General features: G+C 72.9%; 30 protein-coding genes. 17 read left to right on the forward strand and 13 right to left on the reverse strand.

Annotated elements, in window-relative coordinates:
• Nucleotides 1-12: 12 nt before the first annotated feature.
• Nucleotides 13-441: a CGNR zinc finger domain-containing protein gene (locus MF672_RS03800; RefSeq protein WP_242375939.1), complete on the forward strand. Its 429-nt coding sequence runs from the start codon at nt 13-15 to the stop codon at nt 439-441.
• Nucleotides 442-460: 19 nt separating this feature from the next.
• On the opposite strand, the gene MF672_RS03805 is transcribed toward MF672_RS03800, so the two are convergent.
• Nucleotides 461-757 (reverse strand): S24 family peptidase, encoded by a 297-nt coding sequence (locus MF672_RS03805; RefSeq protein WP_242375940.1) that lies wholly within the window; start codon nt 755-757, stop codon nt 461-463.
• A gap of 88 nt (nt 758-845) precedes the next feature.
• Between MF672_RS03805 and sodN the strand changes: the two genes are divergently transcribed.
• The 3 genes from sodN (at nt 846) to MF672_RS03820 (ending at nt 2,610) form a co-directional block, all read left to right on the forward strand.
• Nucleotides 846-1,247, forward strand: a complete 402-nt coding sequence (sodN, locus tag MF672_RS03810; RefSeq protein WP_242375941.1) for a superoxide dismutase, Ni — start codon at nt 846-848, stop codon at nt 1,245-1,247.
• A gap of 128 nt (nt 1,248-1,375) precedes the next feature.
• Entirely contained in the window at nt 1,376-1,813 is a 438-nt protein-coding gene (locus MF672_RS03815) for an ATP-binding protein (protein WP_242375942.1), read from the forward strand.
• A gap of 17 nt (nt 1,814-1,830) precedes the next feature.
• Nucleotides 1,831-2,610, forward strand: coding sequence for an RNA polymerase sigma factor SigF (locus MF672_RS03820; RefSeq protein ID WP_020544159.1), 780 nt, complete (start codon nt 1,831-1,833; stop codon nt 2,608-2,610).
• Nucleotides 2,611-2,669: 59 nt separating this feature from the next.
• Here the strand turns inward: MF672_RS03820 and MF672_RS03825 are convergent, their stop codons facing one another.
• Entirely contained in the window at nt 2,670-3,068 is a 399-nt protein-coding gene (locus MF672_RS03825; RefSeq protein WP_242375943.1) for a hypothetical protein, read from the reverse strand.
• Nucleotides 3,069-3,142: 74 nt separating this feature from the next.
• On the opposite strand from MF672_RS03825, the gene MF672_RS03830 reads away from it, so the two are divergent.
• Nucleotides 3,143-4,108, forward strand: coding sequence for a diacylglycerol/lipid kinase family protein (locus MF672_RS03830; RefSeq protein ID WP_242375944.1), 966 nt, complete (start codon nt 3,143-3,145; stop codon nt 4,106-4,108).
• 270 nt (nt 4,109-4,378) lie between these two features.
• Nucleotides 4,379-4,633: a WhiB family transcriptional regulator gene (locus MF672_RS03835; RefSeq protein ID WP_127936223.1), complete on the forward strand. Its 255-nt coding sequence runs from the start codon at nt 4,379-4,381 to the stop codon at nt 4,631-4,633.
• Between the two features lie 19 nt (nt 4,634-4,652).
• On the opposite strand, the gene MF672_RS03840 is transcribed toward MF672_RS03835, so the two are convergent.
• Complete coding sequence (locus MF672_RS03840) at nt 4,653-6,125, reverse strand: PAS domain-containing sensor histidine kinase (RefSeq protein WP_242375945.1); 1,473 nt, start codon at nt 6,123-6,125, stop codon at nt 4,653-4,655.
• 517 nt (nt 6,126-6,642) lie between these two features.
• On the opposite strand from MF672_RS03840, the gene MF672_RS03845 reads away from it, so the two are divergent.
• From MF672_RS03845 to MF672_RS03880, 8 genes are all read left to right on the forward strand, one after another.
• Nucleotides 6,643-7,362, forward strand: coding sequence for a GntR family transcriptional regulator (locus MF672_RS03845; RefSeq protein ID WP_242375946.1), 720 nt, complete (start codon nt 6,643-6,645; stop codon nt 7,360-7,362).
• A 141-nt stretch (nt 7,363-7,503) separates the two neighbouring features.
• Entirely contained in the window at nt 7,504-9,225 is a 1,722-nt protein-coding gene (locus MF672_RS03850) for a hypothetical protein (RefSeq protein ID WP_242375947.1), read from the forward strand.
• 4 nt (nt 9,226-9,229) lie between these two features.
• The gene (locus MF672_RS03855; protein WP_242375948.1) at nt 9,230-9,511 is read left to right on the forward strand and encodes a hypothetical protein; all 282 of its coding nucleotides are present in this window, start codon (nt 9,230-9,232) and stop codon (nt 9,509-9,511) included.
• Between the two features lie 102 nt (nt 9,512-9,613).
• Nucleotides 9,614-10,339: a dethiobiotin synthase gene (gene bioD / locus MF672_RS03860; protein ID WP_242375949.1), complete on the forward strand. Its 726-nt coding sequence runs from the start codon at nt 9,614-9,616 to the stop codon at nt 10,337-10,339.
• A gap of 65 nt (nt 10,340-10,404) precedes the next feature.
• The gene (locus tag MF672_RS03865) at nt 10,405-11,565 is read left to right on the forward strand and encodes a sensor histidine kinase (RefSeq protein WP_242375950.1); all 1,161 of its coding nucleotides are present in this window, start codon (nt 10,405-10,407) and stop codon (nt 11,563-11,565) included.
• On the forward strand, nt 11,556-12,212 hold the full coding sequence (locus MF672_RS03870; protein WP_242375951.1) for a response regulator transcription factor: 657 nt from the start codon (nt 11,556-11,558) through the stop codon (nt 12,210-12,212). The genes MF672_RS03865 and MF672_RS03870 overlap by 10 nt, the downstream gene beginning before the upstream one ends.
• Nucleotides 12,209-12,985, forward strand: a complete 777-nt coding sequence (locus tag MF672_RS03875; protein WP_242375952.1) for a DUF4097 family beta strand repeat-containing protein — start codon at nt 12,209-12,211, stop codon at nt 12,983-12,985. Before MF672_RS03870 ends, MF672_RS03875 begins: the two co-directional genes overlap by 4 nt.
• A 40-nt stretch (nt 12,986-13,025) precedes the next feature.
• Complete coding sequence (locus tag MF672_RS03880; RefSeq protein WP_242375953.1) at nt 13,026-14,672, forward strand: acetolactate synthase; 1,647 nt, start codon at nt 13,026-13,028, stop codon at nt 14,670-14,672.
• Nucleotides 14,673-14,675: 3 nt separating this feature from the next.
• On the opposite strand, the gene MF672_RS51210 is transcribed toward MF672_RS03880, so the two are convergent.
• Nucleotides 14,676-16,262 carry a serine/threonine protein kinase gene (locus MF672_RS51210; RefSeq protein WP_302893151.1) on the reverse strand — a complete coding sequence of 529 codons (1,587 nt, stop codon included), beginning with the start codon at nt 16,260-16,262 and terminating at the stop codon, nt 14,676-14,678.
• Between the two features lie 234 nt (nt 16,263-16,496).
• Between MF672_RS51210 and MF672_RS03895 the strand changes: the two genes are divergently transcribed.
• A complete protein-coding gene (locus MF672_RS03895; protein WP_242375955.1) occupies nt 16,497-16,880 on the forward strand; it encodes a thioesterase family protein in 384 nt (127 codons plus the stop codon).
• On the opposite strand, the gene MF672_RS03900 is transcribed toward MF672_RS03895, so the two are convergent.
• The 7 genes from MF672_RS03900 to MF672_RS03930 form a co-directional block, all read right to left on the reverse strand.
• On the reverse strand, nt 16,870-17,082 hold the full coding sequence (locus MF672_RS03900; RefSeq protein ID WP_242375956.1) for a biotin/lipoyl-binding carrier protein: 213 nt from the start codon (nt 17,080-17,082) through the stop codon (nt 16,870-16,872). The two genes, MF672_RS03895 and MF672_RS03900, sit on opposite strands and share 11 nt — an antisense overlap.
• 116 nt (nt 17,083-17,198) lie before the next feature.
• Complete coding sequence (locus MF672_RS03905) at nt 17,199-18,494, reverse strand: HD-GYP domain-containing protein (RefSeq protein WP_242375957.1); 1,296 nt, start codon at nt 18,492-18,494, stop codon at nt 17,199-17,201.
• On the reverse strand, nt 18,491-19,846 hold the full coding sequence (locus MF672_RS03910; protein ID WP_242375958.1) for an HD-GYP domain-containing protein: 1,356 nt from the start codon (nt 19,844-19,846) through the stop codon (nt 18,491-18,493). Before MF672_RS03910 ends, MF672_RS03905 begins: the two co-directional genes overlap by 4 nt.
• 21 nt (nt 19,847-19,867) lie before the next feature.
• On the reverse strand, nt 19,868-20,005 hold the full coding sequence (locus MF672_RS03915; protein WP_242375959.1) for a hypothetical protein: 138 nt from the start codon (nt 20,003-20,005) through the stop codon (nt 19,868-19,870).
• A 98-nt stretch (nt 20,006-20,103) separates the two neighbouring features.
• Complete coding sequence (locus tag MF672_RS03920; protein WP_242375960.1) at nt 20,104-21,045, reverse strand: NAD-dependent epimerase/dehydratase family protein; 942 nt, start codon at nt 21,043-21,045, stop codon at nt 20,104-20,106.
• A 10-nt stretch (nt 21,046-21,055) separates the two neighbouring features.
• Nucleotides 21,056-21,322 carry a mycothiol system anti-sigma-R factor gene (gene rsrA / locus MF672_RS03925; RefSeq protein ID WP_242375961.1) on the reverse strand — a complete coding sequence of 89 codons (267 nt, stop codon included), beginning with the start codon at nt 21,320-21,322 and terminating at the stop codon, nt 21,056-21,058.
• Entirely contained in the window at nt 21,319-21,924 is a 606-nt protein-coding gene (locus MF672_RS03930) for a sigma-70 family RNA polymerase sigma factor (protein ID WP_020544180.1), read from the reverse strand. The genes rsrA and MF672_RS03930 overlap by 4 nt, the downstream gene beginning before the upstream one ends.
• Nucleotides 21,925-22,158: 234 nt before the next feature.
• Here MF672_RS03930 and MF672_RS03935 point away from each other — a divergent pair, with 234 nt between their 5' ends.
• Nucleotides 22,159-22,902, forward strand: coding sequence for a class I SAM-dependent methyltransferase (locus tag MF672_RS03935; protein ID WP_242375962.1), 744 nt, complete (start codon nt 22,159-22,161; stop codon nt 22,900-22,902).
• Nucleotides 22,903-22,962: 60 nt separating this feature from the next.
• Here MF672_RS03935 and MF672_RS03940 read toward each other — a convergent pair whose 3' ends face one another.
• Nucleotides 22,963-23,295 (reverse strand): TraR/DksA family transcriptional regulator, encoded by a 333-nt coding sequence (locus MF672_RS03940; RefSeq protein ID WP_242375963.1) that lies wholly within the window; start codon nt 23,293-23,295, stop codon nt 22,963-22,965.
• Nucleotides 23,296-23,451: 156 nt separating this feature from the next.
• Nucleotides 23,452-24,198 carry an SOS response-associated peptidase gene (locus tag MF672_RS03945; protein WP_242375964.1) on the reverse strand — a complete coding sequence of 249 codons (747 nt, stop codon included), beginning with the start codon at nt 24,196-24,198 and terminating at the stop codon, nt 23,452-23,454.
• Nucleotides 24,199-24,307: 109 nt separating this feature from the next.
• Here MF672_RS03945 and aroA point away from each other — a divergent pair, with 109 nt between their 5' ends.
• Nucleotides 24,308-25,582: a 3-phosphoshikimate 1-carboxyvinyltransferase gene (aroA, locus tag MF672_RS03950; RefSeq protein WP_242375965.1), complete on the forward strand. Its 1,275-nt coding sequence runs from the start codon at nt 24,308-24,310 to the stop codon at nt 25,580-25,582.
• Nucleotides 25,583-25,648: the final 66 nt, after the last annotated feature.

A 25,648-nucleotide genomic window follows, 5' to 3' on the forward strand; every position in this document is an offset into this window, starting at 1 on the left:
TAATACTCCGGCATGGACCTGACCTCTTACGCCGAGTGGGCGGTCCGGCTCGTCAACGACCTCGCGCCGCCGTCCGAGCTGATCCGGCTGCGCCAGGAGCTGGCCGCGGTGTTCGACGCGGCGGGCGACGAGCGGGCCGTGGCGGAGCGGCTCAACGCCCTGCTCACGCGCTATCCCGTACGACCCCAGCTCTCGGCCCACGACGGCCGGCCCTGGCACCTGCACCTCGCCGAGGACCCCGCGGCCACCGCCGTGATGGGGCTCGCCGCGGTGGTGGCGGAGCTGGGCGCGGACCGGCTGGGCCGCTGCCGGGAGCCGCGCTGCGGCCGGGCCTTCCTCGACACCTCCTCCAACCGTTCCCGCCGCTACTGCTCGGCCCGCTGCGCCAGCCGCGCCAACGTGGCCGCCTACCGGGCCCGCCGCAGGCAGGAGGCGTCGTAGCGGCCGCGCGAGCAGGGTTTCAGCGGCGCCTGCGCACCAGCGGCCAGTAACGCAGCACCACCCGGCCGACGATGTCGTGCACCGGCCCGAAGTCCCAGCTGTCGCGCCGCCCGCTGGCCCGCTGGTTGTCGCTCTCCAGCCACCAGCCGTCCACGCCGTGCCACTGGGCGCGTTTCACGATGAGCTGGTCCGGGTTCTCCGGCAGCCGGGCGACCACGAGGTCGCCGGGGCGCACGGCGGCGTTCCTGCGGACGAGGAGCCAGTCGCCGGGGACCAGGGCGGGCCGCATCGAATCGCCCTCGACACGCACTCTCATGGGCTCTACCCCCTACTCCACAGGCGTTGGGACCCGAGTAAGGTCGGTTGTGGACCAAGCTGATTCAGCATCCAGGAAGGACTTTCTGATGCTCGCACGACTGCTACGACCCAAGCATGTCGCTTCCGCACACTGCGACCTGCCGTGCGGTGTGTACGACCCCGCCCAGGCCCGGATCGAGGCCGAGTCGGTCAAGGCGATCATGGAGAAGTACGCGGCCAACGAGGACCCGGTCTTCCGCGGCCGCGCGCTGCACATCAAGGAGGAGCGGGCCGAGCTGGTCAAGCACCACCTCTGGGTGCTCTGGACCGACTACTTCAAGCCCCCGCACCTCGAGCAGTACCCCCAGCTCCACCAGCTCTTCTGGGACGCCACGAAGCTCGCCGGCGCCGCGGGCGCCAAGGGCACCGTCGACGTCGCCAAGGCGGACGAGCTGCTGGGGAAGATCGACGAGATCTCCAAGATCTTCTGGGAGACCAAGGCGGCCTAAAACGGCACATAAGGCTCTGCGCGGTCCCAGACCGCGCAGAGCCTTTTCCGTAGATGGCGAGTCTGATTCGTCCAAGCGCCTCTCCGGAGCGGTAAGTTGCAGTTGGCGTCGGATATGCGAGGAGGAACGTGACCGAGGAAACCGAGACGCGCGCGGAAGGCGTGGCCGGCATCCGCGACGTGGTGAGCATCCGGCTCCCCGCCGCGAGCGCCTACCTGTCTGTGCTGCGTACGGCCACCGCTGGGCTGGCGGCGCGGCTTGACTTCACGCTGGACGAGATCGAGGACCTGCGGATCGCGGTCGACGAGGCGTGCGCCATGCTGCTGAGCGAGGCGGTGCCCGGCACCGACCTCACCGCCGAGTTCGAGCTGACCGGGCAGGAGATGCAGGTCAGGGTCGAGGTGGCGACGGTCGGGAGCTCCGCGCCCAAGCGCGACGACTTCGCCTGGATGGTGCTGACCGCACTGGCCGACGACGTCGACGCGGTGACCGACGGCGCCGACCGCATGGCCATCGTCCTCCGTAAGCGCCGAGGCACGGCCCAGAGCACGGCGGGGCCGGCGTGACGGAAAGGACTGGAGCCATGGCCACCAGCGAACACGCCGTGCCCGACCGGGTGCGCGCCCGTCAGCTCTTCGCGGAGCTGGCCGAGCTGGGCCCCGAGGAGCCGCGCCGCCAGCGCATCAGGGACGAGCTGGTCGAGCTTCACCTTCCCCTGGTCGAATACCTGGCTCGCCGCTTCCGCAACAGGGGCGAGTGGCTCGACGACCTGACCCAGGTCGCCACCATCGGTCTGATCAAGTCCATCGACCGCTTCGACCTCAACCGCGGCGTGGAGTTCTCCACCTACGCCACGCCCACCATCGTCGGCGAGATCAAGCGGCACTTCCGCGACAAGGGCTGGGCGGTCCGCGTGCCGCGCCGCCTGCAGGAGCTGAAGCTCTCGCTGACCAAGGCCATCAGCGACCTGTCGCAGCGCGAGGGCCGCGCCCCGACGGTCGCCGAGCTGGCCTCCTACCTCAAGATGACCGAGGAGGAGGTGCTGGAGGGGCTCGAGTCGGCCAACGCCTACTCGACGGTGTCCCTCGACGCGCCCGACTCCGGCGACGACGACGCCCCCGCGGTGTCCGACTCGCTCGGCATCGTGGACGAGTCGCTGGAGGGCGTCGAGTACCGCGAGTCGCTCAAGCCGCTGCTGGAGCGGCTGCCGCCGCGCGAGAAGCGCATCCTGCTGCTGCGCTTCTTCGGCAACATGACGCAGTCGCAGATCGCGACGGAGCTCGGCATCTCGCAGATGCACGTCTCGCGCCTGCTCGCCCGTACGCTGGCGCAGCTGCGCGAGGGGCTGACGGCCGAGGACTGACGGCCGGCGACTGACCGCCGGGCGCCCGCCGGCCGGCCTGCTCAGCCGTGAGCCGCCGCCTACTTGGCCGTGGGCTGCTCGTCGCCGTAGAGCGCGCGGGTGGTGGGGGGCGCCAGCAGCGACACCAGCGCGGCCGCGGCGGCCAGGATCAGCGGGATCCCGAGCTGCGGCAGGCCCGACTGGATGAGCGTGAAGGCGACCGGCAGCAGGAAGATCTGGGTCAGCACGCCCGGCGAGCGGCCCCATTTCTCCATCCTGAACAGCCCGCCCCACGCGACCCAGAGCAGCCCGGCGCCGATCAGCACGCCGAACGCCGACTCGGCGATCGCGGTCGTCAGGTTGCCGGGCCGGCCGGTGACTGTCTCGACCGCGGCGTAGCCGCCGAGGCCGAGTGCCACCAGCCCCTCCAGGCTGACGACGACGGCGGCGATCACGAGGGTGAGCGGACGTCGGTTCACGCCCGTACCCTACCTCTCCCCCGGCCCGCCCAGGATGGCGGAGGAGGTGCGCGCGCACGGGCTACGCTGGCGATATGCGCGCCATGCTGCTGGTGAACCCGAAGGCCACGACGACGAACGCCCGGACCAGGGACGTGCTGATCCGCGCGCTCGGCGCGGCCGTCGAGCTCGCCGTCGAGGAGACCCGCTACCGGGGGCACGCCGCGCGCCTGGCCGCCACCGCCCGCGCCAAGGACTACGACGTGGTCGTCGTGCTCGGCGGCGACGGCACCATCAACGAGACCGTCAACGGCCTGCTCAACCCGGTCAACGGGGAGCAGGTGCCGCCTCTCGACGACCCGAGCACCGGGCGTCCCGCGCTCGTCGTCATCCCCGGGGGCAGCGCGAACGTCTTCGCCCGGGCTCTCGGCCTGCCCAACGACCCGGTCGAGGCCACCGGCGCGGTGTTGGAGGCGCTGCGGGAGGACCGCCGGAGGACGGTGGGTTTGGGCCAGGCCCTCTGGGAGGGCGAGAGCCGATATTTCACCTTCTGCGCCGGTATGGGGTACGACGCCGAGGTTGTACGGGCCGTAGAGGGCCTGCGGGGCACCGGCAGGAAAGCTACCCCGGCACGGTATGTGAACACCGCTCTGAGGCACTATCTGGCCACGGACAAACGGCATCCCGCGATGACGGTGACCGGCCCCGGCATCCCGGCCGCCGAGGGCGTCTTCATGGCCATCATCTCCAACACCTCACCCTGGACCTACGTCGGCGCCAAGCCGGTCCGCCCCACGCCGTGGGCGAGCTTCGAGACCGGCCTCGACCTGCTGGGCCTGCGCCGCATGGGTCCGCTCGCGCTGGGGCCGCTGATCCGGCACATCCTCACGGAGAGTGACGTGCTCCCGGCCGGGAAACACCTCGTCCAGCTGCACGACGAGGCGGAGTTCACGCTCACCGCCGAGCGTCCCGTGGCCTTTCAGCTGGACGGCGACTACCTGGGCGAACGCGAAACCGTAACATTCCGGTCTACCCCGAACGCGTTACAAGTTCTGGTCTAGCTGGTTACATTCGGTCATTGTGTGACGCATCCGACATCCATAACGGCCAAAACTTCCCGCCAACCCTCTTGCGTGCACTCTGCGTGGCTGACAGGCTCAGACTGACGTCGGAACGTAGGACCTTTACCGCCCCCGGTCCTCCGGCCGTCGACGGACGACCCCGGTCCCCGACAGGATCCGGGTCATCGTTCGCCGGAGTTAGTGAAACTCTTCACAAAGTAGTAGCCGCACGGAGCCGACCAAAGGCCCCATCTACTAAGGAGTGGACGCATGGACTGGCGCCACCGAGCTGCCTGCCGTGACGTGGACCCCGAGCTGTTCTTCCCGATCGGCAACACCGGCCCGGCACTCATGCAGATCGAGGAGGCCAAGCAGGTCTGCCGTTCCTGCTCGGCCGTCGATGCCTGCCTGAAGTGGGCGCTCGAGTCCGGGCAGGACGCCGGCGTCTGGGGTGGCCTGAGCGAGGACGAGCGCCGCGCGCTCAAGCGCCGCTCGGCCCGCGCCCGCGCCCGCGCCACCGCCTGACCCTCCCCGGCACGCGGCCTCATCCGGCCGCTGGGCGCGGGACCGAGAGCACGACCTCGGTGCCGCCGGCGAGGCGTGGCTGTACGGACAACTTTCCCGACAGCTCCCCCTCCACCAGCGTACGGACGATCTGCAGCCCCAGGCTCGTGGAGCTGTCGAGGTCGAAGCCCTCGGGCAACCCCTGCCCGTCGTCCCACACGGTGACGTTGAGCCGGTCGAGCGCCGGCTCCACCACCACCTCCAGCCGCCTGGGCCGCCCATGTTGCAACGCGTTCTGCAGCAGCTCGGTCAGCGCCATGGCCAACGGCGTGGCGATCAGCGACGGCAGCACCCCGAAAGCCCCGACCTTGCGCGGCGTCACCGCCGCCTCCGGCGCCGACACCTCACCGGCCATCGCGATCACGCGGTCGGCGATCTCGTCGAAGTCGACGAACTCCTCGGGCGCGTGCGACAACGTCTCGTGCACGATCGCGATCGACCCGACCCGGCGCACGGCCTCCTCCAGCGCCTCCCGGCCCTCCGGCACCTGCAGGCGGCGCGCCTGGAGTCGGAGCAGCGCGGCCACGGTCTGCAGGTTGTTCTTCACCCGGTGGTGGATCTCGCGGATGGTGGCGTCCTTGGTCATCAGCTCGCGCTCGCGGCGCCGCAGCTCGGTGACGTCCCTGATGAGCACCAGCGCGCCGATGCGCCCGCCGCCCACGATCAGCGGGATGGCCCTGAGCTGCACGATCGTGCCGCCGGACTCGACCTCGGTCTCCTTCGCCGCCCGGCCGCTGGCCACGACCATCAGGTCCTCGTCGATCGGCTGGTCGGAGTAGCACAGCCCGGCCGTGACCCGGCCCAGCTCGGCCCCCACCAGATCGGCGTGCAGGCCGAGGCGGCGGTAGGCGGACAGGGCGTTGGGCGAGGCGTAGGTGACGCGGCCCGCCCGGTCGAGCCGGAGCAGCCCGTCGCCGACGCGCGGCGAGCGCACCAGGATCGGCTCCTCCCCCGAGAACGGGAACCGGCCCTCGGCCACCATCTGCGCCAGGTCGGAGGCGCTCTGCAGGTACGTCAGCTCCAACCGGGAGGGCGTGCGGGCCGACGACAGGTTCGTCGAGCGCTGGATGACCGCGAGGAAGCGGCCCTCGCCGCCCTCGACCGCGCGCCGCACCGGGATCGTCTCCTCCCTGACCGGGACGCCGGTGGACCAGTCGGGGTCGCCCTCGCGGCAGATGCGGCGCTCGTTCCAGGCGGTGTCGATGAGCTGGCGCTCGCCCTTGGCGGCCACGGAGCCGACGATGTCGTCGTGGTAGACGGTGGGGCCGGTGGTCGGGCGCATCTGGGCGATGGCGATCCAGCCGTTCTCCCCCAGCAGCGGCGCCCACAGGACGAGGTCGGCGAAGGACAGGTCGGCCAGCAGCTGCCAGTCGGAGACCAGCGAGTGCAGCCAGTCGAGATCCGCCTCGTCGAGAGCGGTGTGGCGGGCGACGAGGTCGCTGAGAGTCGGCACGAGTGCATCATGCGGGGTTTCCCCCGCCACAACCAAACCGGCCCAGCGGGGGCCTGGGCGGGTTCGCGGGCATGCGGGTGGCTCTGTCCGCCGCGCGGAACGGGGTGTGGCGCCGTTCACGCGCCGGGCCCCGTCCGGCAATCTCATATTGTGAGAACCGTCACATTGGCGGAGCCGTACGGTCCCCTCCTCGGGGCCACGCGGGAGCAGCCGGAGGTGATCTTCACGGGCACGTGGTGCCGCCGCCGCACAGGTCAGGCGGGGACGAGGCCCGCCGCGGGCGCCGGGCCGGCGGGCGCGGACGGCGCCCCGCCCTCGGTTGCGATCGCCCGCGGTGCTGTGGATATCCTTCACCATCAGCCTGAGCAGCCCGGATCCGCGCGTGCCCGGCACCGTACGCGCCCGGTGCCGACCGCCCGCCGCCGCCCGCGGTTGACCTCCTTGGCCAATGTGGGTTCCGATGATCTCGCGGTGATCAGACACGCCTCACCGCCGTGGCAGAAGTGAAGGTGAGCGCGTGACCGACGACAGCCCCCGCGTTCCGAAGTACTACGACGTCAAACGGGCCCTGCTCGAGCTGACCAAGAGCCTGCCCGCCGGCACCGCGCTGCCGCCCGAGCGCACCCTCGCCGTGCGCTTCGAGACCTCCCGCACGACGGTCCGGCAGGCGCTGACCGAGCTGGTGGTCGAGGGACGGCTGCTGCGCATCCAGGGCAAGGGCACCTTCGTGGCGCAGCCCAAGGTCGCCCAGGTGCTGCAGCTCACCTCCTACATAGGCGACCTGCGCACGGCCGGCCTGGAGCCGGACACCAAGATCCTGGAGATGGGCTACATCACCGCCGACGAGGCCCTCGCCCGCCGTCTGGCCATCAACCCCGGCGGCCGCGTGCTGCGCATCCACCGCCTGCGCCTGGCCAACGGCGAGCCGGTCTCCATCGACACCACCCACCTGTCGGCCCGCCGCTTCCCGCGGCTGCGGCGCGAGCTGGAGGTGCACTCCTCGCTGTACGAGACCCTCCACAACGCCTACAACGTGCGCCTGACGGACGCCGAGGAGATCATCGAGACCGTCCTCGCCACGCCGTACGACGCCAAGGCGCTGGGCGTGGACGTCGGCCTGCCGATGCTGCTGCTGACCCGGCACGCCTTCGACGCCGACGGCAACCCGGTGGAGTGGGCCCAGTCCCTTTACCGCGGCGACCGCTACAAGTTCGTCACCCGCCTGCGCCGGCCCTGAGGTCGAGCCAGGCCGGTTGCGCATGGCCGGCAGTACGGCTGACCGCCGCCACCCGCCTGTGGGACAGTTGGGGAACCTGACCGTACCCGCGCCGCGTGACAGCGCTGTGTGACAGCGCTGTGTGACAGTGGGGAGCTCCACATGTCGCTGACGCCTCCAGGGACGGGCCCGCTCGATCCCTCCTACGCCGGGATCGACCCCGCGCTCATGGACGCCTTCATCGCCGCCCTGACGCGCGCCCATGCCGCGATCGGCGGTCACACCGCGGCGATCCGCGCCGAGCTGGCCCGCGTGCAGGTCGGCGCCGCCGCCCTGGCCCCGCTCAAGGAGGTCGAGGACTGGGTGGGCGACCAGCTCCCGCGGCTGCGCGCCCGCAACGAGCTGATCCGCAGGCAGGAGCCGGACCGGGCGGGGCCCGGCCTGGTGCGCTACGACGAGGCGGCGGTGCCGTTCACCTCGCCGCGCGCGGCCCGCCGCGCGGGCGCCGAGCTCGCCCGGCTGCTCCGCGACCACACCGCCGCCACCACGGGCGAGGCCGCGGGCGAGGCCGCCCCCACGGATGAGACCGCCGCCTCAGGCGAGGCCGCCGCCGCGAGCAAGGCCACCGCGAGCGAGGCCGCCACCGCGAGCGTGGCCGCCATCGCGGGCCGCGACCTGCTCGTCCGGGCGCTCGCCCGCCGCGACGACGCCGACTTCGCCGCGGCCTTCTTCGGCGGCCTCGGCACCGCGGCGACCCTGGGGCTGCCCGCCCGGCTCGGCGCCTCGCCCACCGGCGGCGGGGCGACCTCTCCCGAGCGGACGGCGGCCGAGCTGAGTCACCTGTTCGGCGCGGCCACGGGCGCCGCCTCCCGGGTGCCCGGCATGGCCAAGGTCATGGACGACCTCCAGCGCGGCGGCGACGGCGTCGACCCGGTCGCGCTGTCGTGGCTGGTCGCCACCGGCCGTTTCCCTGCCGCCTGGCTCGCCGCCGTCGGCCGGGTCCACGTGGTGGTGCCCATGCTGAACGGCTCGCTCAAGCCGGAGACCGTCGCCCTCGGGGCCACCGGGCGGCTCCTGGACGCGCTGGCCGCCGATCCGGCCGCGGCGCGGCAGGCCGTGGGCTCGGCCGCGCGCGACTGGCCCGGCGACGCCGTCCGCCCGCCCCTGCCCTCGCCGCTCATCCTGCCCAAGCCGGCGCTGGCGGCCGTGCTGAGCGGGATGGACCAGTTCCTGGCCCGCGTCGAGCCGCGCGGCGACCCGGAGGCCGTCCCGCGCGCCAGGGAGAGCTTCGCGCGGCTGCTGGCGGCCGCGGCCGGCGTCCACGACGAGCGGGACGGCGCGCACAGCCCGGACGCCGCCAGGTTCGCCTTCGCCGTGATCACCGCGGCGCCGCGCCTGTCGCCGGCCGACGCCATGCGCGCCCGGCTGGGCGAGATCGCCGGCTCGTACGTCACCGAGCTCGTGGCCGGCGCCCGGGCCCCGGACCCGGCCCCCGCCCGGCCCAGCAGGTTCGGCGCGTTCGACGACGAAGCGCTCGGCGCCCGGCCCGCCTTCCGCCTGTCGCTCACCGACGCCTACCGCTTCCTGCGGACCTTCGCCGGCGCCGACGCCCACCTGGAGCCCTTCGACCGCGGCGTGGCGGCCCTCGCCCGGCGCCTGTCCGGCGAGGGCGGGAGCGCCGCCGAACGGCTCGTCACCCGGCTCGGCACGGTGGCGGGGCTGCGGCTCGCCGCCATGAGGGCGGCCCGCGGCACCGCGGGCCCGGGATGGACGACGCCCGACTGGGCCGCCGGGGACGGCCCGCGGGCCGCGCTGGAGCGGACGCAGCAGGTCCTGGCGGGGCAGGACCCCGCGCTGGGGAAGCTCCTGCCGGCAGACGGCTGACCCGGTGGACAACCCGCGTCACGAGGCGCTGCGCCAGGCGCTGGAGGCCGTACGGCGGCAGGCGGAGCAGCTGGCGGCGGCCCTGGACGAGCCGTTGCGGCAGTTCACCGGGTCGGCGGTGTGGGCGGGACAGGTCGCCGTGCGGTTCGGCGAGGAGCTGAGCCGGCACCGGCGACGGCTGCGCGAGCAGGCCGCCCGGGTGACGCGCGAGCTGGAGGAGGAGCTGAGCCGCACCCCGAGGGAGACCACCCCCGCCGCCCGCCGCGACGCGACGGGCGCGGGCTGAGGGCACGGGCTGAGGGCACGGGCTGAGGGCACGGGCTGAGGGCACTGATCGAGGGCGCGGCGCGGGCCCGGGTCGCGGGGGCGGCGCGTCTAGGCTGGCCGGATGAGCGTTCTGGTCGTCGCGGGGACGGGTGTGGCGGTGGGCAAGACCGTGGTGACGGCCGCCGTGGCCGCCCTGGCGCTGTCCAGGGGCGCCGCCGTGGCCGTGGTGAAGCCGGCCCAGACCGGCCGCGCGCCGGGCGAGCCCGGCGACCTGGACGAGGTGAGGCGGCTGTCGGGGGCGCGCACCACGTTCGAGCTCGCGCGCTTCGCCGAGCCGCTGTCGCCGGCCGCCGCCGCCCGCGTGGCGGGGCTGCCCCCGGTGTCCGTGCCGTCGGTGGCGCTGCTGGTGCGCGAGCTGGCCGAGAGCAACCGCCTGGTGCTGGTGGAGGGCGGCGGCGGGCTGCTGGAGCGCTACGACGAGGACGGCGCCACGATCGCGGACCTGGCGCGGCTGCTGAGCGCGCAGGTGCTCCTGGTGACCGGCGCGGGGCGCGAGGCGGTCAACCAGGCGGCCCTGACCCTGGAGGCGCTGGCGCACCGCGGCCTCGGCCTCGCCGGCCTGGTCATCGGGCGCTGGCCGGCCGAGCCGGGCGCGGCCGGGCGCTGCGCGGTGGCCGACCTGGAGATGCTGGCGGCGCGCCCGCTGGCCGGGGCGCTGCCGGACGGCGCGGGCGCCCTCGCGAAAGCGGCGTTCGCCGAGGTGGCCCGGCGCGGCCTCGGCCCCACGCTGGGCGGCGCCTTCGACCCGTCCGCGTTCCGGCACGAGGTCCTGGGAGGGTGGGGCTAGCCCCACCCTGGACCCGCACACCAAACCCATTTCGCGCCCCTCGTCCCGGTCAATACCGTTGAGACATGAAAGTCCCCCGCCCGTGGTCGGCGCGCGCCTGGCTGGACACGGCGCACCTGATGATCGGCCTGCCGGTCGCCGTGCTGCTCGCCGGGTCGACGCTGGTCGCGATCGCGGCGCCGCCCGTGCTGCGCGGCGGCATGCCGCTGTTCACGCGGGTGCAGTGCTCGCGGTTCGAGGCGTTCCTCGGCGTGCGCATCCCGCCCGTCGGCACGCCGGGCAGCCTGCGCAGCGCCGCCACGTGGCGGCAGATCGGCTACCACCTGCTGTCGCCGGTCGTGGGGCTGGCCGCGGCGTTCCTGGTGGCGCTGGCCTGGGGCGGGGCGGTGGTGGGGCTGCTGGCGTTCGTGCCCGCCAGGATCGAGAAGCCGCCGCTGGAGTTCGAGTTCGACCTCCGCAACCCGCGCGTGGTGCTCGTCTACATGGCGGTCGGCCTGGTGCTGCTGCTGCTCGCGCCGGTCCTGGCGCGCGGCATGGCGGCGCTGGACCTGCTGGTCGCCCGTACGCTGCTCGGCCCCAGCCGCTCGGAGCTGGGGCAGCGCATCGAGACGCTGACCGAGAGCCGGGCCGGGGTGATCGACGCGGCCGACGCCGAGCGCCGCAGGATCGAGCGCGACCTGCACGACGGCGCCCAGCAGCGCCTGGTGTCGCTGGCCATGAACCTCGGCCTGGCCCGCGCCACCCTCACCGACCTGCCCGAGCCGGCCCGCGAGGCCATCGCGCAGGCGCACGAGGAGGCCAAGCAGGCGCTGAAGGAGCTGCGTGACTTCGTCCGCGGCCTGCATCCGGCCGTGCTCAACGACCAGGGGCTGGACGCGGCGCTGTCCGGCGTCGCCGCCCGCGCCCCCTTCCCCGTCAAGCTGCGCGTCGACATCGAGCGGCGCGTCAGCCCGACCATCGAGGCGGTGGCCTTCTTCATCGTGTCCGAAGCACTGACCAACATCGCCAAGCACGCCGCGGCCACCAGGGCCGAGGTGCGCGTGCGGCGCGAGCGCGAGCGCCTGCACGTGCTCGTGCACGACGACGGCTGCGGCGGCGCCCGTCTGGAGGGCGGCACGGGCCTGCGCGGCCTGGCCCAGCGCATCGAGGCCGTGGACGGCCGGCTGCGGCTGTCCAGCCCGTTCGGCGGCCCGACGACGATCGAGGTGGACTTGCCGTGCGAGTAGTGCTGGCCGAGGACTCCGTGCTGCTGCGCGAGGGGCTGGTCCGGCTGCTCGACGCGGCCGGCATGACCGTCGTGGCGGCCGTGGACGAGGCGGAGGGGCTGCTGCGCGCGGCCGAGCTGCACCGACCCGAGCTGGTGATCACCGACGTGCGGATGCCGCCGACGCACACCGACGAGGGCCTGCGGGCCGCGCTCGTGCTGCGCCGCCAGCAGCCGGGCCTGCCGGTCCTGGTGCTCTCCCAGTACGTCGAGGAGCGCTACGCCGCCCGGCTGCTCGCCTCGGCCGCCGACGGCGGGGTGGGCTACCTGCTGAAGGACCGGGTGGCCGACGTGACCGAGTTCATCGACGCCCTCCGCCGGGTCGCGGCGGGCGGCACCGCGCTCGACCCCGAGGTGGTCGCCCAGCTCATCGTGCGCGGAGACAGCGACCCGCTGGAGCGCCTGACGCCCCGCGAGCACGAGGTGCTGCAGCTCATGGCCGAGGGCCGCTCCAACGCCGGCATCGGCCAGGCGCTCGTGCTCAGCGAGGGCGCGGTCGGCAAGCACATCGGCAACATCTTCAGCAAGCTCGACCTGTCCCCCGCCGAGGGCGACCACCGGCGGGTGCTGGCCGTCCTGCAGTTCCTGAAGATCAGGAGCTCGCCATGAGGGCGCTGTGGCTGACGGCGGGCGCGCTGGCGACCGCGATCGCGCTGATCTGGTCCACGGCGGGGTTGTGGGTGGGCTTCGCCCGCGCCCGCGAGCCGGTGGACGACACGATGCGCTCGATCCCGTTCGACGGCGACCGGGTGGAGATCAGGGCGACGGCCGCGCCGGTCAACCTGTACCTGCTGCCCGGCCGGGCCGGCGAGCTGCTGATCCAGCGCACGCTGCGCTGGTCGCGGGACCGGCCGCAGGTCACCGAGGACTGGGACCCCGCCACGTCCACGCTGCGCCTGGAGACCGCCTGCCGCGACGACGGGAAGCCGCCCGGCCCGCTCTGCCTGGCGGACTACACCGTCTACGTGCCGCCCGAGATCGACGTCGTGGCGGGCACCACGTCCGGCGGGCTCGGGGCCGGCGAGCTGTTCGGCAGCCTGCGCCTGAGCTCGGTCTCGGGCCCCGTGCAGCTCGACGCGGTGGCCGGGCCGGTGTGGGCGCGGACCGGCACCGGCGACATCCGGGCCGAACGGCTCGGCGGCGGGTCGGCCGACCTGGAGGCGGGCGCGGGCGAGATCCGGGTGGCGTTCACGGGACGGCCCTCGTCGGTGCGCGCGGTGGTGCGGACGCGCGGCGACGTGAGCGTCACCGTGCCGCCCGCCCCGTACGCCGTCACGACCGCGGGGACGAACGTCACGCTCGACATCAGGAAGGACATGAGCTCACCACGGAAGATCGAGGCGGGCACCGCCGCGGGCTCCGTGTCGGTGTGCTGCCGGTGAAGGACTGTTTACGACTGTGACTGGTTGGTAAGTTCCCGGCATGGAGTCTGCGAAGCACGCCGGTGACGTCGCCGTCGCCGTGTCCAAGGCCTACGGCGCCGAGACCATGTTCACCCTGTCGGGAGGGCACGTCTTCCCGCTCTACGACGGCGCGGTGCACGAGGGCATGCGCATCCTCGACGTACGCCACGAGCAGAGCGCCGTGTTCGCCGCGGAGGCGACCGCCAGGCTGACCAGGAAACCCGGCCTGGCCGTGCTGACCGCCGGCCCCGGCATCACCAACGGCGTCAGCGGGGTCGCCACCGCCCATTTCAACGGCTCGCCGGTGGTCGTCCTCGGCGGCCGGGCGCCGAGGTCCCGCTGGGGCAGCGGCGCCCTCCAGGAGATGGACCACCCGCCGCTGCTCGACCCGATCACCAAGCTCGCGTTCACCTCGGGCGGGGCCGACTCGGTCGGCCAGGACGTCGAGATGGCCTTCCGCACGGCGGTCGCGCCGCACCGCGGCCCGGTCTTCCTCGACTTCTACATGGACCACCTGTTCGCCCCCGGCGAGCCGCACGAGGTGCAGACGCAGACGCCCTCGCCGCTGGAGCCCGACCCCGACGACCTGGCCTCCATCGCGCGGCTGCTGGCCGAGGCCGAGCGCCCGGTGCTGGTCTACGGCTCCGACGTCTGGATGGACCGGGCCGAGGAGGCCGCCCGCGACTTCGCCGAGACCTGGCGGCTGCCGGTCATCCCCAACGGCCAGGGCCGCGGCATCCTGCCCGCCGGTCACGAGCTGCTGGTCACGCGCGCCCGCGGGCTCGCCTTCGCGCAGGCCGACCTGGTGATCGTGGTCGGCACGCCGCTCGACTTCCGGCTCGGCTACGGCTGGTTCGGCGGCAAGGACGGCGCGCCTCTGGCCCGCGTCGTGCACATCGTCGACGCGCCGTCGCAGCTCGCCACGCACGTGCAGCCGGCCGCGAAGGCCGCCGGCGACCTGTCGGTGGTGTTCTGGGGGCTCGGCGCGGCCTGCGGCGAGGCCGGGGTCAAGCCGGACGCGTACGCCTCCTGGGCCGGCAGGCTCGCCGACGCCGCCGCGGCGGCCATCGCGGGCGACGCCGAGCTGCTGGCCGCCGACTCCGACCCGATCCATCCCATGCGCGTCTACGGCGAGCTGGGCAAGCTCCTCGACGACGACGCCGTGGTCATCGGCGACGGCGGCGACTTCGTCTCCTACGCCGGCAAGTACGTCGAGCCGCGCCGGCCGGGCAACTGGCTCGACCCGGGCCCGTACGGCTGCCTCGGCACCGGCCTCGGCTACTCCGTCGCGGCCCGCCTGGCCAGGCCGTCCTCGCAGGTGGTGCTGCTGCTCGGCGACGGCGCGGCGGGCTTCTCGCTGATGGACGTGGACACCCTGGTCCGCCACCGCCTGCCGGTCGTCATGGTCTGCGGCAACAACGGCATCTGGGGCCTGGAGAAGCACCCCATGCAGATGTTGTACGGCTACGACGTGGCCGCCGAGCTGCAGCCCCAGTGCCGCTACGACCAGGTGGTCACCGCGCTCGGCGGCGGCGGCGAGCTGGTCACCAAGCCGTCGGAGATCGGCCCCGCGCTGCGCAGGGCGTTCAACTCCGGCATCCCGTACATGGTGAACATCGCCACCGACCCGCAGATCGCCTACCCCCGCAACACCACGGGCGTGTGAGCGCTACTTCGCGCTGGTGGTCGGGCTGGCGGTCGGCGTCGGCGTCTCGCAGACGCCGTCGACGACGACCAGCTTGACCACCTTGCCCGCTTCCAGCCACGACCCGCCGGCCGGGGACTGGGAGGCCACCCGGCCGCAGCGCAGGCCGTCCGTGGTGACCGTGTTGTTGGTCACGTGGGCGTCGAACCCGGCGTCCGAGACGAGTTGCTGTGCCTCCTGGTACTGCATGCCGACGACCTTGGGCACCTGCGACTTCTTCACGCTCGGCGAGGGGCTGTTCGTGGGGGTCTTCGACGGGGTGGCGGTGGGGGTCTTGCTCGGCGTGGCGGTGGGGGTCGGCTCCTCCGAGGTCTCCACGGGCTGGTGCCGGGTGATGGTGGGCTTGGGGGTGGGCGTCCGCGTCCTGGTTCTCTTGGGCTTGGACGTGGTCGGGGTGGGCGACTTCTCGGCGTCGCTGAGGTGGCTCGTGGTGGGAGCGGGCGTGGGGTCGGTGGTCATGCCGGTGAGGGCGACGGCCGTCGCCCCCGCGCCGAGCACCACCACGGCGGCGATGCCCGCGATCAGCCCGCCCCTGCGGGGGGCGGCCTTGGCGGCTCGCCGCCCGCCGCGCCGCTCGGCGACCGTGGTCTGCTCCCCTGCGGCCATCCGGGCGCCGGTCTTGTACGCGTCGTAGTGCCCCGTCTGGCCCTGCTGGACGGGGTAGTCGGCCGGGGGCGCCATGGTGGCCCCGGTGACCGGCGGCTGCGCCGGCGCCTGCTCGGGAAGGGCCGGGGTCTGCCCGCTGGCGACGGCCCTGGCGGCCTCGCTCATGGCCCTGGCCGACGGGAACCGCCGGGCCGGGTCCTTCGACAGCGCGATCTCGACCAGGGCGCGGACGGGCTGCGGGATGTCCGGGGGCAGCGGCGGCGGGGCCTCGCGGATGTGCTTGAGCGCGATCGTGACGGCGCTGTCACCGTCGAACGGCCGCTGCCCCACCAGGCACTCGTAGGCGACGACGCCGAGCGCGTAGATGTCGACGGCGGGCGTGACGGGCGCGCCCTCGGCCTGCTCGGGCGCGCAGTACGCGGCCGTGCCGAGCACCATGCCGGCGTCGGTGAGCCGGTTGGCGAGGTCGGAGCGGGCGATGCCGAAGTCGGTGAGCACGAGTGTGCCGTCGCGCTGCACGAGCAGGTTGCCCGGCTTGACGTCGCGGTGCACGATGCCCTGGTCGTGGACGGCCTGCAGGGCGGAGGCGGCCTGCGCGATGAGCTCCATGGCCGCCTGCGGCGGGATGCGGCCCAGCCGGGCGAGCAGCCGGTCGAGCGGCTCGCCGTCGACGAACTTCATCACCAGGTAGACGGTGTCGCCGCTCACCCCGTAGTCGTAGACGTCGACGACGCCGGAGTGGTTGATCGTGGCCATCGCCCGCGCTTCCCCCTGAAAGCGAGCGACGAAGCCGGGGTCCTGCATGCGGCCCGGGAGCAGCACCTTGACGGCGACGGTGCGCGCGAGCACGGTGTCCTCGCCTCGCCACACCTCGCCCATGCCACCGGCGCCGATGCGGGTATCGAGCCGATACCGCCCCGCCAGTGTGGTTCCTTGGGCCACCATGATTCCCCCGCTACCCTCCTACCTCTGTAACCTCTCGCCCCCGCGGGTTCCCAACAAAGCGAACTTGTGTCGCGGCGAGGTAACACAGTGGTCACGGAACTCAGAGAGTGTACGACTCACCTGACCCACATGCCACTCAAATGTCTTAAGCCGTACAAACCATATCCTGGGCCCTTCTGGTGGCACTTGTCCGCGTTTCCGGGAACTCGGGCCCCCTATCGATAGGCTGACCCCATGACGCTCGCTCCTGGCCTCCGCTCTCAGCTGCTCATCATGGTCGAGATGTCGGACACCGCGAAGCGGGCGGGCAGCGGCGACGTGCCCGTGCTGGCCACACCGCGGCTGCTCGCGCTGGCCGAGGCGGCGACCGTACGGGCGGTCGAGAAGCACCTCGCGCCCGGCGAGACCTCGGTCGGCACCCGCGTCGAGCTCGAACACCTGGCCGCCAGCCCGCTCGGCACGCACGTGCAGGTCGGCGCCGAGCTCACCGAGGTCGACGGCCGCCGGCTGGTCTTCGCCTTCGAGGCCCACGACAAGCACGGCGTCGTGGGCCGCGGCACCATCGAGCGCGTGGTGGTCGACCGCGCCACGTTCCTCGCGCGGGCCGCTAGTCGATGACGGCGATGAGGTCGCCCTCCTGAATGACGTCGCCCTCGGCGACCTTGAGCTGCGCCACGACCCCGCCGTCCTCGACGATCACCGGGATCTCCATCTTCATGGACTCGAGGATGACCAGCGTGTCGCCCTCCGAGACGGTGTCGCCCTCGCGGACGATGACCTGCCAGACGTTGGCCACCATCTCAGCGCGTACCTCAGCCACCGCGACCTCCCTGTTCGATCGATGTGTCCACCTTAGGGCCGCCTGCCACGGGTCCGCGTGGTCAGCAGCCCGACAGCGGGACCCCTATCTTCTGGAGGAACCCCACAACCGGTGGCTCAGAGCCGGCCGCGGTCGATCACCCGGGCCAGCGCCTCCAGCGCGTGCGGGTCGTAGGCGCCGCCCGGGGTCAGCCGGATGCGCTCCAGCGCCGCGCCCGCGCGGTCGCGGTCGGTGGAGGGGCCAACCAGGTCGTCGTAGGCGTTGGCGACCTTGATGATGCGGCTCGACAGCGGCGGGTCGTCGGAGATCGGGTCGCACTGCCGCCTGACCACCTCGGCCACCCGGTCGAGCACGCCGGTCTGCCTGATCACCTCGGCGCCCAGCTCGGCGATGCGGCGGGCCTGCTCCGGCTCGGTCAGCACGGTCGCGCCGCCGGGGATGGGGTCGCGCAGCGAGAGCTGGCCGATGTCGTGCATCAGCGCCGCGTACTCCAGCTCCAGCAGCTCGGGCTCGGCCATGCCGAGCTCTCTGCCGACGGCCACGGCCAGGCGGCTGACCCGGCGCGAGTGACCCGGCTCGACGTAGCCGCCGACCTCGGTGACGCGCGACAGGGCGCGCACGGTCTGCAGGTACGTCGCCCGGATGCCGGCGTACTTGCGGAAGGCGACCTGCGTGACCAGCAGCGGCGCGGCGAACACCAGCAGCGCCACGAGGTCCATGCTGTGCGTGGCGAGAGCCAGCAGCACGCCGGAGGCGGCCACCGCCGCGCCCAGCGGGAAGGCCATGTTGAGCTCGTCGCGCACCGCCACCCGGAACGCGGTGCGCACCTGCTCGGCCCGCAGCCAGGCGGCGATCAGCACGTCGACGAGCAGGCTGACCGCGATGAGCGTGACCATCACCGCCAGCGCCGGCCACCACGTGCTGGTGGGCGGCTCGGTCAGCCGGCGCAGCGGGTCGGCCAGCGGGCGGAAGGCGAAGGCCAGCAACGCGCCGGTGAGCAGGCGGCGGGCCATCGCGTCCAGCCGGGGCGGGCGGCCGACGGCCAGGTGCGGCGCGGCCCCCGCCGCCATGCCGACCGCGATGACCGCCACGACCTGCAGCGCCGAGTGCGTCAGCGGGTTCTGGCTGAGGTCGAGCAGCAACGTGTAGCCGAGCGCGGCGGCGGCGCCGATGGGCGCGACCTCGCGGTTGCCCGGCATGGTGAGCCGGGCCAGCTCGCCGACCGCGATCAGCGCGCCGAACCCGACGGCGATCTCCGGCCGGTCGAGCCCGACCGTGGCCGTGTGGGCCACGCCCGCGACGGCGACCAGGCCGGCGGCGCAGATGAGCAGGAGCTGGCCCGAGTCGAGCTTGCGCAGGACGGTGTTGAAGGAGCGTCCTGTGGTGCGGGCTGCGCGCTCGGTGGCGATCATTGTCCGGTCACGACCTGGATCGGCATGGTGGGGTCGTCGTGGTCCTTGATGGGCGTGCCCGCGGCGTCGGGCGGCGGCGGGTCGACGCGGCGCGGCGGCTGCCACGGCTCGCGTTCGAGCGCCCGGATGAAGGCGTCGACCATGACGGGGTCGAAGTGGGTGCCCGCGCTCTTGCGCAGCTCCTCGATGGCCACCGGAACCGGCCGCGCGCCGCGGTAGGAGCGGTCGGAGGTCATCGAGTCGAACGCGTCGGCGACCGCGATGACCTTGGCGAACTCGGGGATCTCGTCGCCGGCCAGCCCCATCGGGTAGCCGGTGCCGTCGTGCTTCTCGTGGTGGTGCATGATGCCGGCGTAGGCCTCGTCGAGGAAGCCGATGCCGCGCACGATCTCCAGGCCGCGCATCGGGTGGAGCTGGATCGCGGCGAACTCCTCCTCGGTGAGCGGCCCGTCCTTCTGCAGCACCTTGGTGGGCACGCCGAGCTTGCCGACGTCGTGCAGCATGCCGGCGTAGCGGATGGCCCGCACCCGCTCCAGGCCCATGCCGATCTCCTGGGCGATCATCGAGGAGGCGTGCGAGACGCGCGTGCAGTGGCCTCTGGTGTAGTAGTCCTTGGTCTCCACGGCCTGGCACAGGGCGGCGATCGTCGCGTCGTAGGAGCGCTGCTGCGCGTGGTACTGCCCGAACGCCCACCGCGCCACGAACAGCGGCAGCAGCACCAGCACCGCCGAGATCGACTGCACGGTCGCCCACAGCCCGGCCACCAGCAGGCCGAACGTGCCGTAGCCGAGGTAGGACAGCAGGAACTGGGCCATGCCGCGCATCGGCACCTCGGTGGCCCGCACCCCGGTGGCCAGGGCGATCATGGTGAGCGTGAGCACGATGTTGAGCGGCACGAAGACAGCGGTGGCCGCCGCGTACGGCCCGATGAGGTCGTCGAAGGCGTTGACCTGCGGGACGCCCACCCGCCCGTCGAGCGCCAGGTAGACCTGCCCGGCCGCGTAGCCGCAGATGGCGAACTGGGCCCCGTTGAACAGGCGTTTGATCAGCGGCAGCCCCGGCCGGACGCTCAGCACGGCGGTCAGCCCGACCAGCGCCGCGCCGTCGGGGCCGATGAGCACCACGGCGGCCAGGGAGGCCGAGAAGCTGACCGACACCGCGAACTGCTCGACGTTGAGCAGCGTCGGCATCGACTCGCACACCAGGAACAGCAGGGCGAGCACCAGCAGGACGTCGAGGTCGTCGGTGGCCACCGGCGCGCCGGTGACGAGCGCGCTGCGGGCGATCAGCGCGGCCGCCGCGCCGATGACGGCGACCAGGTAGACCCTCGCGGGCCAGGGCAGGTCACGCATGCGGCTCCCCCTACGGCGTCGTCAGGTCCAGGACACGCCGGGAGGCGTCGAGCCCACCGGCGCGCCGTACGGGCCGCCTGACGGACCGCCCCAGGGACCGCCGGGGCCGCCGCGCAGCGCGCGAGCCGCCAGCGGCCGGGCGACCGTCACCTTCACCATCCAGCTGCCTCCACGTCGACTTCTGGATGTCACGCTACAGAAGACGGCGCCTCCGCACCGGCCTCGCAGGAAATCGCAAGCAAAGCGTAATCAAGTCACTACGTGCGGCGACGGCTCCTGGCCCACTCGACGGTGTGCTTGATCCCGGTGGCGAGGTCGGTGCGCGGCTGCCAGCCGAGGCCCTCGTGGGCGGGCACCGGGTCGACCGCCATGGCGGGCAGGTCGCCGAGGCGCGGCGGGGCGAAGCCCGGCTTGTCGGGCGCGCCGGCGGCGTCGGCGATGAGCGAGTGCAGGCGGCGGTCGGTGGTCTGGATGCCGGTGCCGAGGTTGAAGCGGCGGCCGTCGCCCCGCTGGCCGCAGGCGCGGGCGAAGCCGTCGACGACGTCCTCGACGTAGACGTAGTCGCGGGTCTGCGTGCCGTCGCCGAACACCACCGTGGGCGTGCCGGCGAGCAGGGCGTCGGTGAAGATCGACACGACGCCGGCCTCGCCGTCGGGCGACTGGCGCGGGCCGTAGACGTTGGAGAGCACGAGCGTGGTGTACTCGATGCCGTGCAGGGCGCGGAAGGCGGCGAGGTAGGTCTCGCCGCTCAGCTTGGAGGCCGCGTACGGCGAGCGCGGGTCGGTCGGCGCGTCACCGGGCACCGGGATGGTCGCCGGCCGCCCGTAGACCGCCACCGACGAGGCGAAGACCACCTTGCGCGTGCGGCCCTGGTGGGCCGCCTCCAGCACGCGGGCGGTGCCCTCGACGTTGAGGGAGGCGTCGTGCGCCGGGTCGGCGACGCTCTTGCGCACGCTGATCTGCGCGGCCAGGTGGCAGACGACCTCCGGCTGCAGCTCGGCGGCGAGCCCCACGAGGGCGGCGTCGCGCACGTCGAGGACGTGCAGCCGGAACCGGGCGCTCGCGGCGGCCCCGGTCAGGTTGTCCCTGCTGCCGGACGACAGATCGTCCACGACGTGGACCTCGTGACCGTCGGCCAGCAGCCGATCGACGAGATTGGATCCGATGAACCCGGCACCCCCGGTGACCAACACGCGCATGGGGAGCATCCTAGTCGGCGAGCTCGGCCCTCACCTGCGCGATGCGGGCCAGCACCTTGGAACGCAGGTCGGCCGGCACCGGGTCGCAGCCGCAGTGCTTGGCGACGAGCGCCTTGACCGCCTTGTCCAGGTCGTACTCCTTGAGGCAAGGGCTGCACTCGTCGAGGTGCACGCGGATCTCGACGACGTCGTGGTCGGTCAGCTCGCCGTCGAGGTAGGCGTAGACCTTGTCGAGCACCTCGCGGCAGTCGGTGTCGTGCGGGTTGCCACAGCTCATTTCGTTTCCTCCGCCGGGACCAGGCCGCGCTCACGGGCGTAGTCCTCAAGGAGGCCCCGAAGCTGCCTGCGTCCCCTGTGCAGCCTCGACATCACGGTGCCGATCGGAGTGCCCATGATGTCGGCGATCTCCTTGTAGGGGAAGCCTTCGACGTCGGCCAGGTAGACCGCGATCCTGAACTCTTCCGGCAGCGCCGCGAGCGCCTGCTTGATGTCGCCGTCGGGCAGGTGCTCCAGCGCCTCGACCTCGGCCGACTTCAGACCGCTCGATGTGTGGGACTCGGCCCGCGCGAGCTGCCAGTCCTCGATCTCCTCGGTGCCGGACTGCTTCGGCTCCCGCTGCTTCTTGCGGTAGCTGTTGATGAAGGTGTTCGTCAGGATCCGGTAGAGCCACGCCTTGAGGTTGGTGCCCTGCTGGAACTGATGGAACGAGGCGAACGCCTTGGCGAAGGTCTCCTGCAGGAGGTCTTCCGCGTCCGCGGGATTCCGGGTCATCCGGAGCGCGGCGCTGTAGAGCTGTTCGAGATACGGCATGACGTCGCGTTCGAACCGCTCGCTTCGCTGCTCCAGCGTCTCCGCGCCTGTCGCGGGCACCGGACCCACCCCCCTAAGATCACCGGTGGCCGGCTGCTGCGGGACACCGTACTCAGGGGATGTTACCCGCTGGGCCGCGCCTGGCCGGGCATCGGGGAGGGGGGCTGCCAATGTGAGCATGCTCGTCGCAACACCCCCGCGCCCTCGTCTGTTCCCGCAAGATAGAAGGTACGAAGGACCCGGTGCGGGGAACGTCCATACGTACCGGCTGGTAGCCCTTTTTCCGTCACCCAGGAGTCGCGTGTGCTGCCCATTCCGGCCGAGGAACTCAACGGCTCAGGGACGCTCGGGCCGTACTGGACCTTCTACCGCGCCGTCGCCGCCGAACAACTCAACCGCTGGCTCCCCGCCGACCCCTCGGTGATCCTCGACCTGTCCGGCGGCCGGGGCCGCTGGTCCGGGCAGGCGGCCAGGGCCGGGCACAAGGTGATCGAGGTGCTGGACTTCCGCCGCACCGTGGACGCGCAGTCCCGATTGCGGGACGCTGACCGGGTTCGTCATATACGCGCCGACGATCTGGCGTTCCTTCCCGATGCGAGCGTGGACGCGGTGCTCGCCGAGGAGCGGGTGATGTCGATCGAGCTCATGGCGGAGTCGGCCATGAGCGACGTGGCGCGGGTGCTGCGGCCGGGCGGCCGGGCGCTCGTGTGCGTCGACTCGCTGGTGCTCGGCATGGCGATCCTCGCCGAGCAGGAGCAGTGGCAGCACCTGCGGCAGACCGGCGAGGTCATGCTCGTGCCCTGGCCCGACGGCAGCATCACCCGCTGCTTCAGCAGCACCCAGCTCCGCGAGCTGCTGATCGGCGCCGGGCTGGAGGTGGAGTGGATGCGGCCGCGCACGGTGCTGTCGCCGTCCACGGTGGACCACGTGCTCGGCTCCGACGCGCGCTCCCTGACCTGGCTCGTGCGCACCGAGCTGGAGGCCCACCCGGACGACGACGACACCGTCGGCATCCACCTGGTGGCCAGCGCCCGCAAGAAGGGCTGACGCCCCCGGGGAGACCCGCCGTTCTTCGTGTCCGGCGGCGCGCTCCCCGCGCGGGGACCGTCAGCGGCGCCGCTCCTGCTTGCCCTGGCACTCGACGCAGCGGGCGGCCTCGGGGCGCGCCTCCAGGCGGCCCTCCGGCACCGGCTTGCCGCAGTCGACGCACTGGCCGTAGACGCCTTCCTCCAGGCGCTTCAACGCCTCGACGACCGCGCGCCGCTGCGTCGTGGCCACGGTGAGCATGGCCTGGGCGCGGTCGGCGTCGGTCAGGTCGGAGCCGGCGTCGGCGGCCGAGTGGTCGCGCACGGCGACCGGGTCTCCCTGGAGAACGGCGATCGAGCGATCCAGTTCGGCGAGCATGTCTTCCAGCCGCTCACGAGCGGTCGTGACGTCCACGAATCCGCACCTCCGGGTAAATGAGAGCAGCCCGCGGCGAGGACTCCCCGGATGTCCCGCCCGGTGCAATTGAGGGGCATTTATGGCGGTGACATCGAGTAAACGGATGCACTCGCTTTCCCCACCGGATGCCCACTTACCCCGCTTCTTACACCTTCAGAAAAGCGCTGTCTCCTCCTGTTCAGGGAGAGGTTTGATGAGGTCGGGCCCATTGTTTCTGACGTTGTTGACATCGGTCGAGACCGCGTACGCGGTGAGCCGCCCCTGCTCGGCCGGGACCAGCAGGCGCACGGCCTCCTCGGTGTCGGTGAGCTCGGGGTCGAGCCATTCCGCCCACCGCTCACGCTCGATCATCATGGGCATCCTGTCGTGGATGCGGCCCAGGTGGTCCTCGGCGTTCGTGGTGATGACGGTGCACGTGACGAGCCATTTCAACGGGTCGTCGTCCTCGCGCGAAGGGTCTTTCCAGAACTCGTACAGGCCGGCCATGGCCAGCACCCCGCCGTCGGCCGGATGGATGAAGTACGGCTGTTTCTTGCGCTTCTCGCCCTCGACCGGCATCCATTCGAAGTAGCCGTCGGCCGGCAGCAGGCAGCGCCGCTTGGCGAACGCCTTCCGGTAGGACGGCTTCTCGGCCACCGTCTCGATCCGCGCGTTGATCATCCGCGATCCGATGGACGGGTCCTTCGCCCACGGGGGCACCAGGCCCCACTTGACGACCCTGAGCTGGCGGACCGCGCGGTCGCCGTCCTTGGGCACGCGGTCCATCACGGCGTAGACGTTCTTCGTGGGCGCGACGTTGTAGTCGGCGCCCAGCTCCTTGTCGGGCTCGCCGTCCAGCTCGACCTGGAACTCCTCCAGCAGCTCGTGCTTCTTGCGCGCCGAGGCGTATCTACCGCACATGTCCCCACACTGCCACGTACGGCTTTCGATCGCATGTTCACGGACGGGCGTCCCCGGCCGTCGTCCACAGGTCGTGTCCCGGCCCGTCACGCCCCGATAGGCTTTGACCATGCCCGCTCCGCACTGGCCCGCGCCCACCGCCGCCACTCCCGTCAGCGCCACCGTGCCGCTGCCCGGCAGCAAGTCGGTGACCAACCGCGCGCTCGTCCTGGCCGCCCTCGCCGACGGCCCGGGCGTGGTGCGCAAGGCGCTGCGCAGCCGCGACGCCGACCTCATGGTGGCCGCGCTGCGCGCGCTCGGCGCCCGGCTGGAGCCCTCGGGCGAGACCGCGGCGAGCGTCGACTGGCACGTCACGCCCGGCCCGATCCGCGGCGGCGCGGCCATCGACGCCGGCCTCGCCGGCACCGTCATGCGTTTCGTGCCGCCGATCGCGGCGCTGGCCGACGGGCCGGTCTCCTTCGACGGCGACCCGCACGCCCGCAAGCGCCCGATGGGGCCCATCCTCGACGCCCTGCGGGCGCTCGGGGCCCGGGTCGACCACGACGCGCTGCCGTTCACCGTCAGCGGGCCGCTGACCGGCGGCGAGGTCACGCTCGACGCCTCGGGCTCGTCGCAGTTCGTGTCGGGGCTGATGCTGTCGGCCGCGCGGTTCGCCAAGGGCGTCACGGTGCGGCACGTGGGGCCGCCGGTGCCGTCCCAGCCGCACATCCTGATGACCGTGCAGATGTTGCGGGCGGCCGGCGTCACTGTCGACGACAGCGAGCCCGACGTGTGGCGGGTCGAGCCGGGGCCCATCGCGGCCCAGGACGTCACCGTGGAGCCCGACCTGTCCAACGCGGCCCCGTTCCTCGCCGCGGCCCTCGTCACCGGCGGCACGGTCACCATCCCCGGCTGGCCGCGCGCCACCACCCAGCCGGGCGACGCGCTGCGCGGCCTGCTCACCTCGATGGGCGCCGCCGTCCGCCACGACGACGGCGACCTGGTGGTCACCGGCACCGGCGAGATCACCGGCATCGACGCCGACCTGCGTGAGGTGGGCGAGCTGACCCCCACCATCGCCGCCCTGGCCGCGCTGGCCGCCACGCCCACCCGCATCCGCGGCGTGGCCCACCTGCGCGGCCACGAGACCGACCGGCTGGCCGCGCTCGCCACCGAGATCAACCGGCTCGGTGGCGACGCCGAGGAGACCGCCGACGGCCTGGTCGTCCGGCCGCGGCCGCTGCACGGCGGCGTCTTCCACAGCTACGACGACCACCGCATGGCCACGGCGGGCGCGGTGATCGGGCTCCGGGTGCCCGGCGTGGAGGTGGAGAACATCGCGACGACCGCCAAGACCCTGCCGGAGTTCGCCGGCATGTGGGCGGCGATGCTGGGAGCCCGGTGATCTTCGTGGCGTCGCGGGCATGCGGAGCCGGTCTGGTTTCGCGGTCGGTGCTCCGGGCACCTCGCA

The sequence above is a fragment of the Actinomadura luzonensis genome (assembly GCF_022664455.2).
GTDB classification, from domain to species: domain Bacteria; phylum Actinomycetota; class Actinomycetes; order Streptosporangiales; family Streptosporangiaceae; genus Nonomuraea; species Nonomuraea luzonensis.

Coding starts and splice junctions, on each gene's coding strand:
- MF672_RS03920 (WP_242375960.1), bottom strand. CDS start 21,045: ATGCGCGTGTTGGTCACCGGGGGTGCCGGGTTCATCGGATCCAATCTC.
- MF672_RS03895 (WP_242375955.1), top strand. CDS start 16,497: ATGACGCTCGCTCCTGGCCTCCGCTCTCAGCTGCTCATCATGGTCGAG.
- MF672_RS03945 (WP_242375964.1), bottom strand. CDS start 24,198: ATGTGCGGTAGATACGCCTCGGCGCGCAAGAAGCACGAGCTGCTGGAG.
- MF672_RS03875 (WP_242375952.1), top strand. CDS start 12,209: ATGAGGGCGCTGTGGCTGACGGCGGGCGCGCTGGCGACCGCGATCGCG.
- MF672_RS51210 (WP_302893151.1), bottom strand. CDS start 16,262: ATGGTGGCCCAAGGAACCACACTGGCGGGGCGGTATCGGCTCGATACC.
- MF672_RS03865 (WP_242375950.1), top strand. CDS start 10,405: ATGAAAGTCCCCCGCCCGTGGTCGGCGCGCGCCTGGCTGGACACGGCG.
- MF672_RS03850 (WP_242375947.1), top strand. CDS start 7,504: ATGTCGCTGACGCCTCCAGGGACGGGCCCGCTCGATCCCTCCTACGCC.
- MF672_RS03830 (WP_242375944.1), top strand. CDS start 3,143: ATGCGCGCCATGCTGCTGGTGAACCCGAAGGCCACGACGACGAACGCC.
- MF672_RS03905 (WP_242375957.1), bottom strand. CDS start 18,494: ATGATCGCCACCGAGCGCGCAGCCCGCACCACAGGACGCTCCTTCAAC.
- MF672_RS03915 (WP_242375959.1), bottom strand. CDS start 20,005: ATGGTGAAGGTGACGGTCGCCCGGCCGCTGGCGGCTCGCGCGCTGCGC.
- aroA (WP_242375965.1), top strand. CDS start 24,308: ATGCCCGCTCCGCACTGGCCCGCGCCCACCGCCGCCACTCCCGTCAGC.
- MF672_RS03910 (WP_242375958.1), bottom strand. CDS start 19,846: ATGCGTGACCTGCCCTGGCCCGCGAGGGTCTACCTGGTCGCCGTCATC.
- bioD (WP_242375949.1), top strand. CDS start 9,614: ATGAGCGTTCTGGTCGTCGCGGGGACGGGTGTGGCGGTGGGCAAGACC.
- rsrA (WP_242375961.1), bottom strand. CDS start 21,322: ATGAGCTGTGGCAACCCGCACGACACCGACTGCCGCGAGGTGCTCGAC.
- MF672_RS03835 (WP_127936223.1), top strand. CDS start 4,379: ATGGACTGGCGCCACCGAGCTGCCTGCCGTGACGTGGACCCCGAGCTG.
- MF672_RS03820 (WP_020544159.1), top strand. CDS start 1,831: ATGGCCACCAGCGAACACGCCGTGCCCGACCGGGTGCGCGCCCGTCAG.
- MF672_RS03880 (WP_242375953.1), top strand. CDS start 13,026: ATGGAGTCTGCGAAGCACGCCGGTGACGTCGCCGTCGCCGTGTCCAAG.
- MF672_RS03805 (WP_242375940.1), bottom strand. CDS start 757: ATGAGAGTGCGTGTCGAGGGCGATTCGATGCGGCCCGCCCTGGTCCCC.
- sodN (WP_242375941.1), top strand. CDS start 846: ATGCTCGCACGACTGCTACGACCCAAGCATGTCGCTTCCGCACACTGC.
- MF672_RS03800 (WP_242375939.1), top strand. CDS start 13: ATGGACCTGACCTCTTACGCCGAGTGGGCGGTCCGGCTCGTCAACGAC.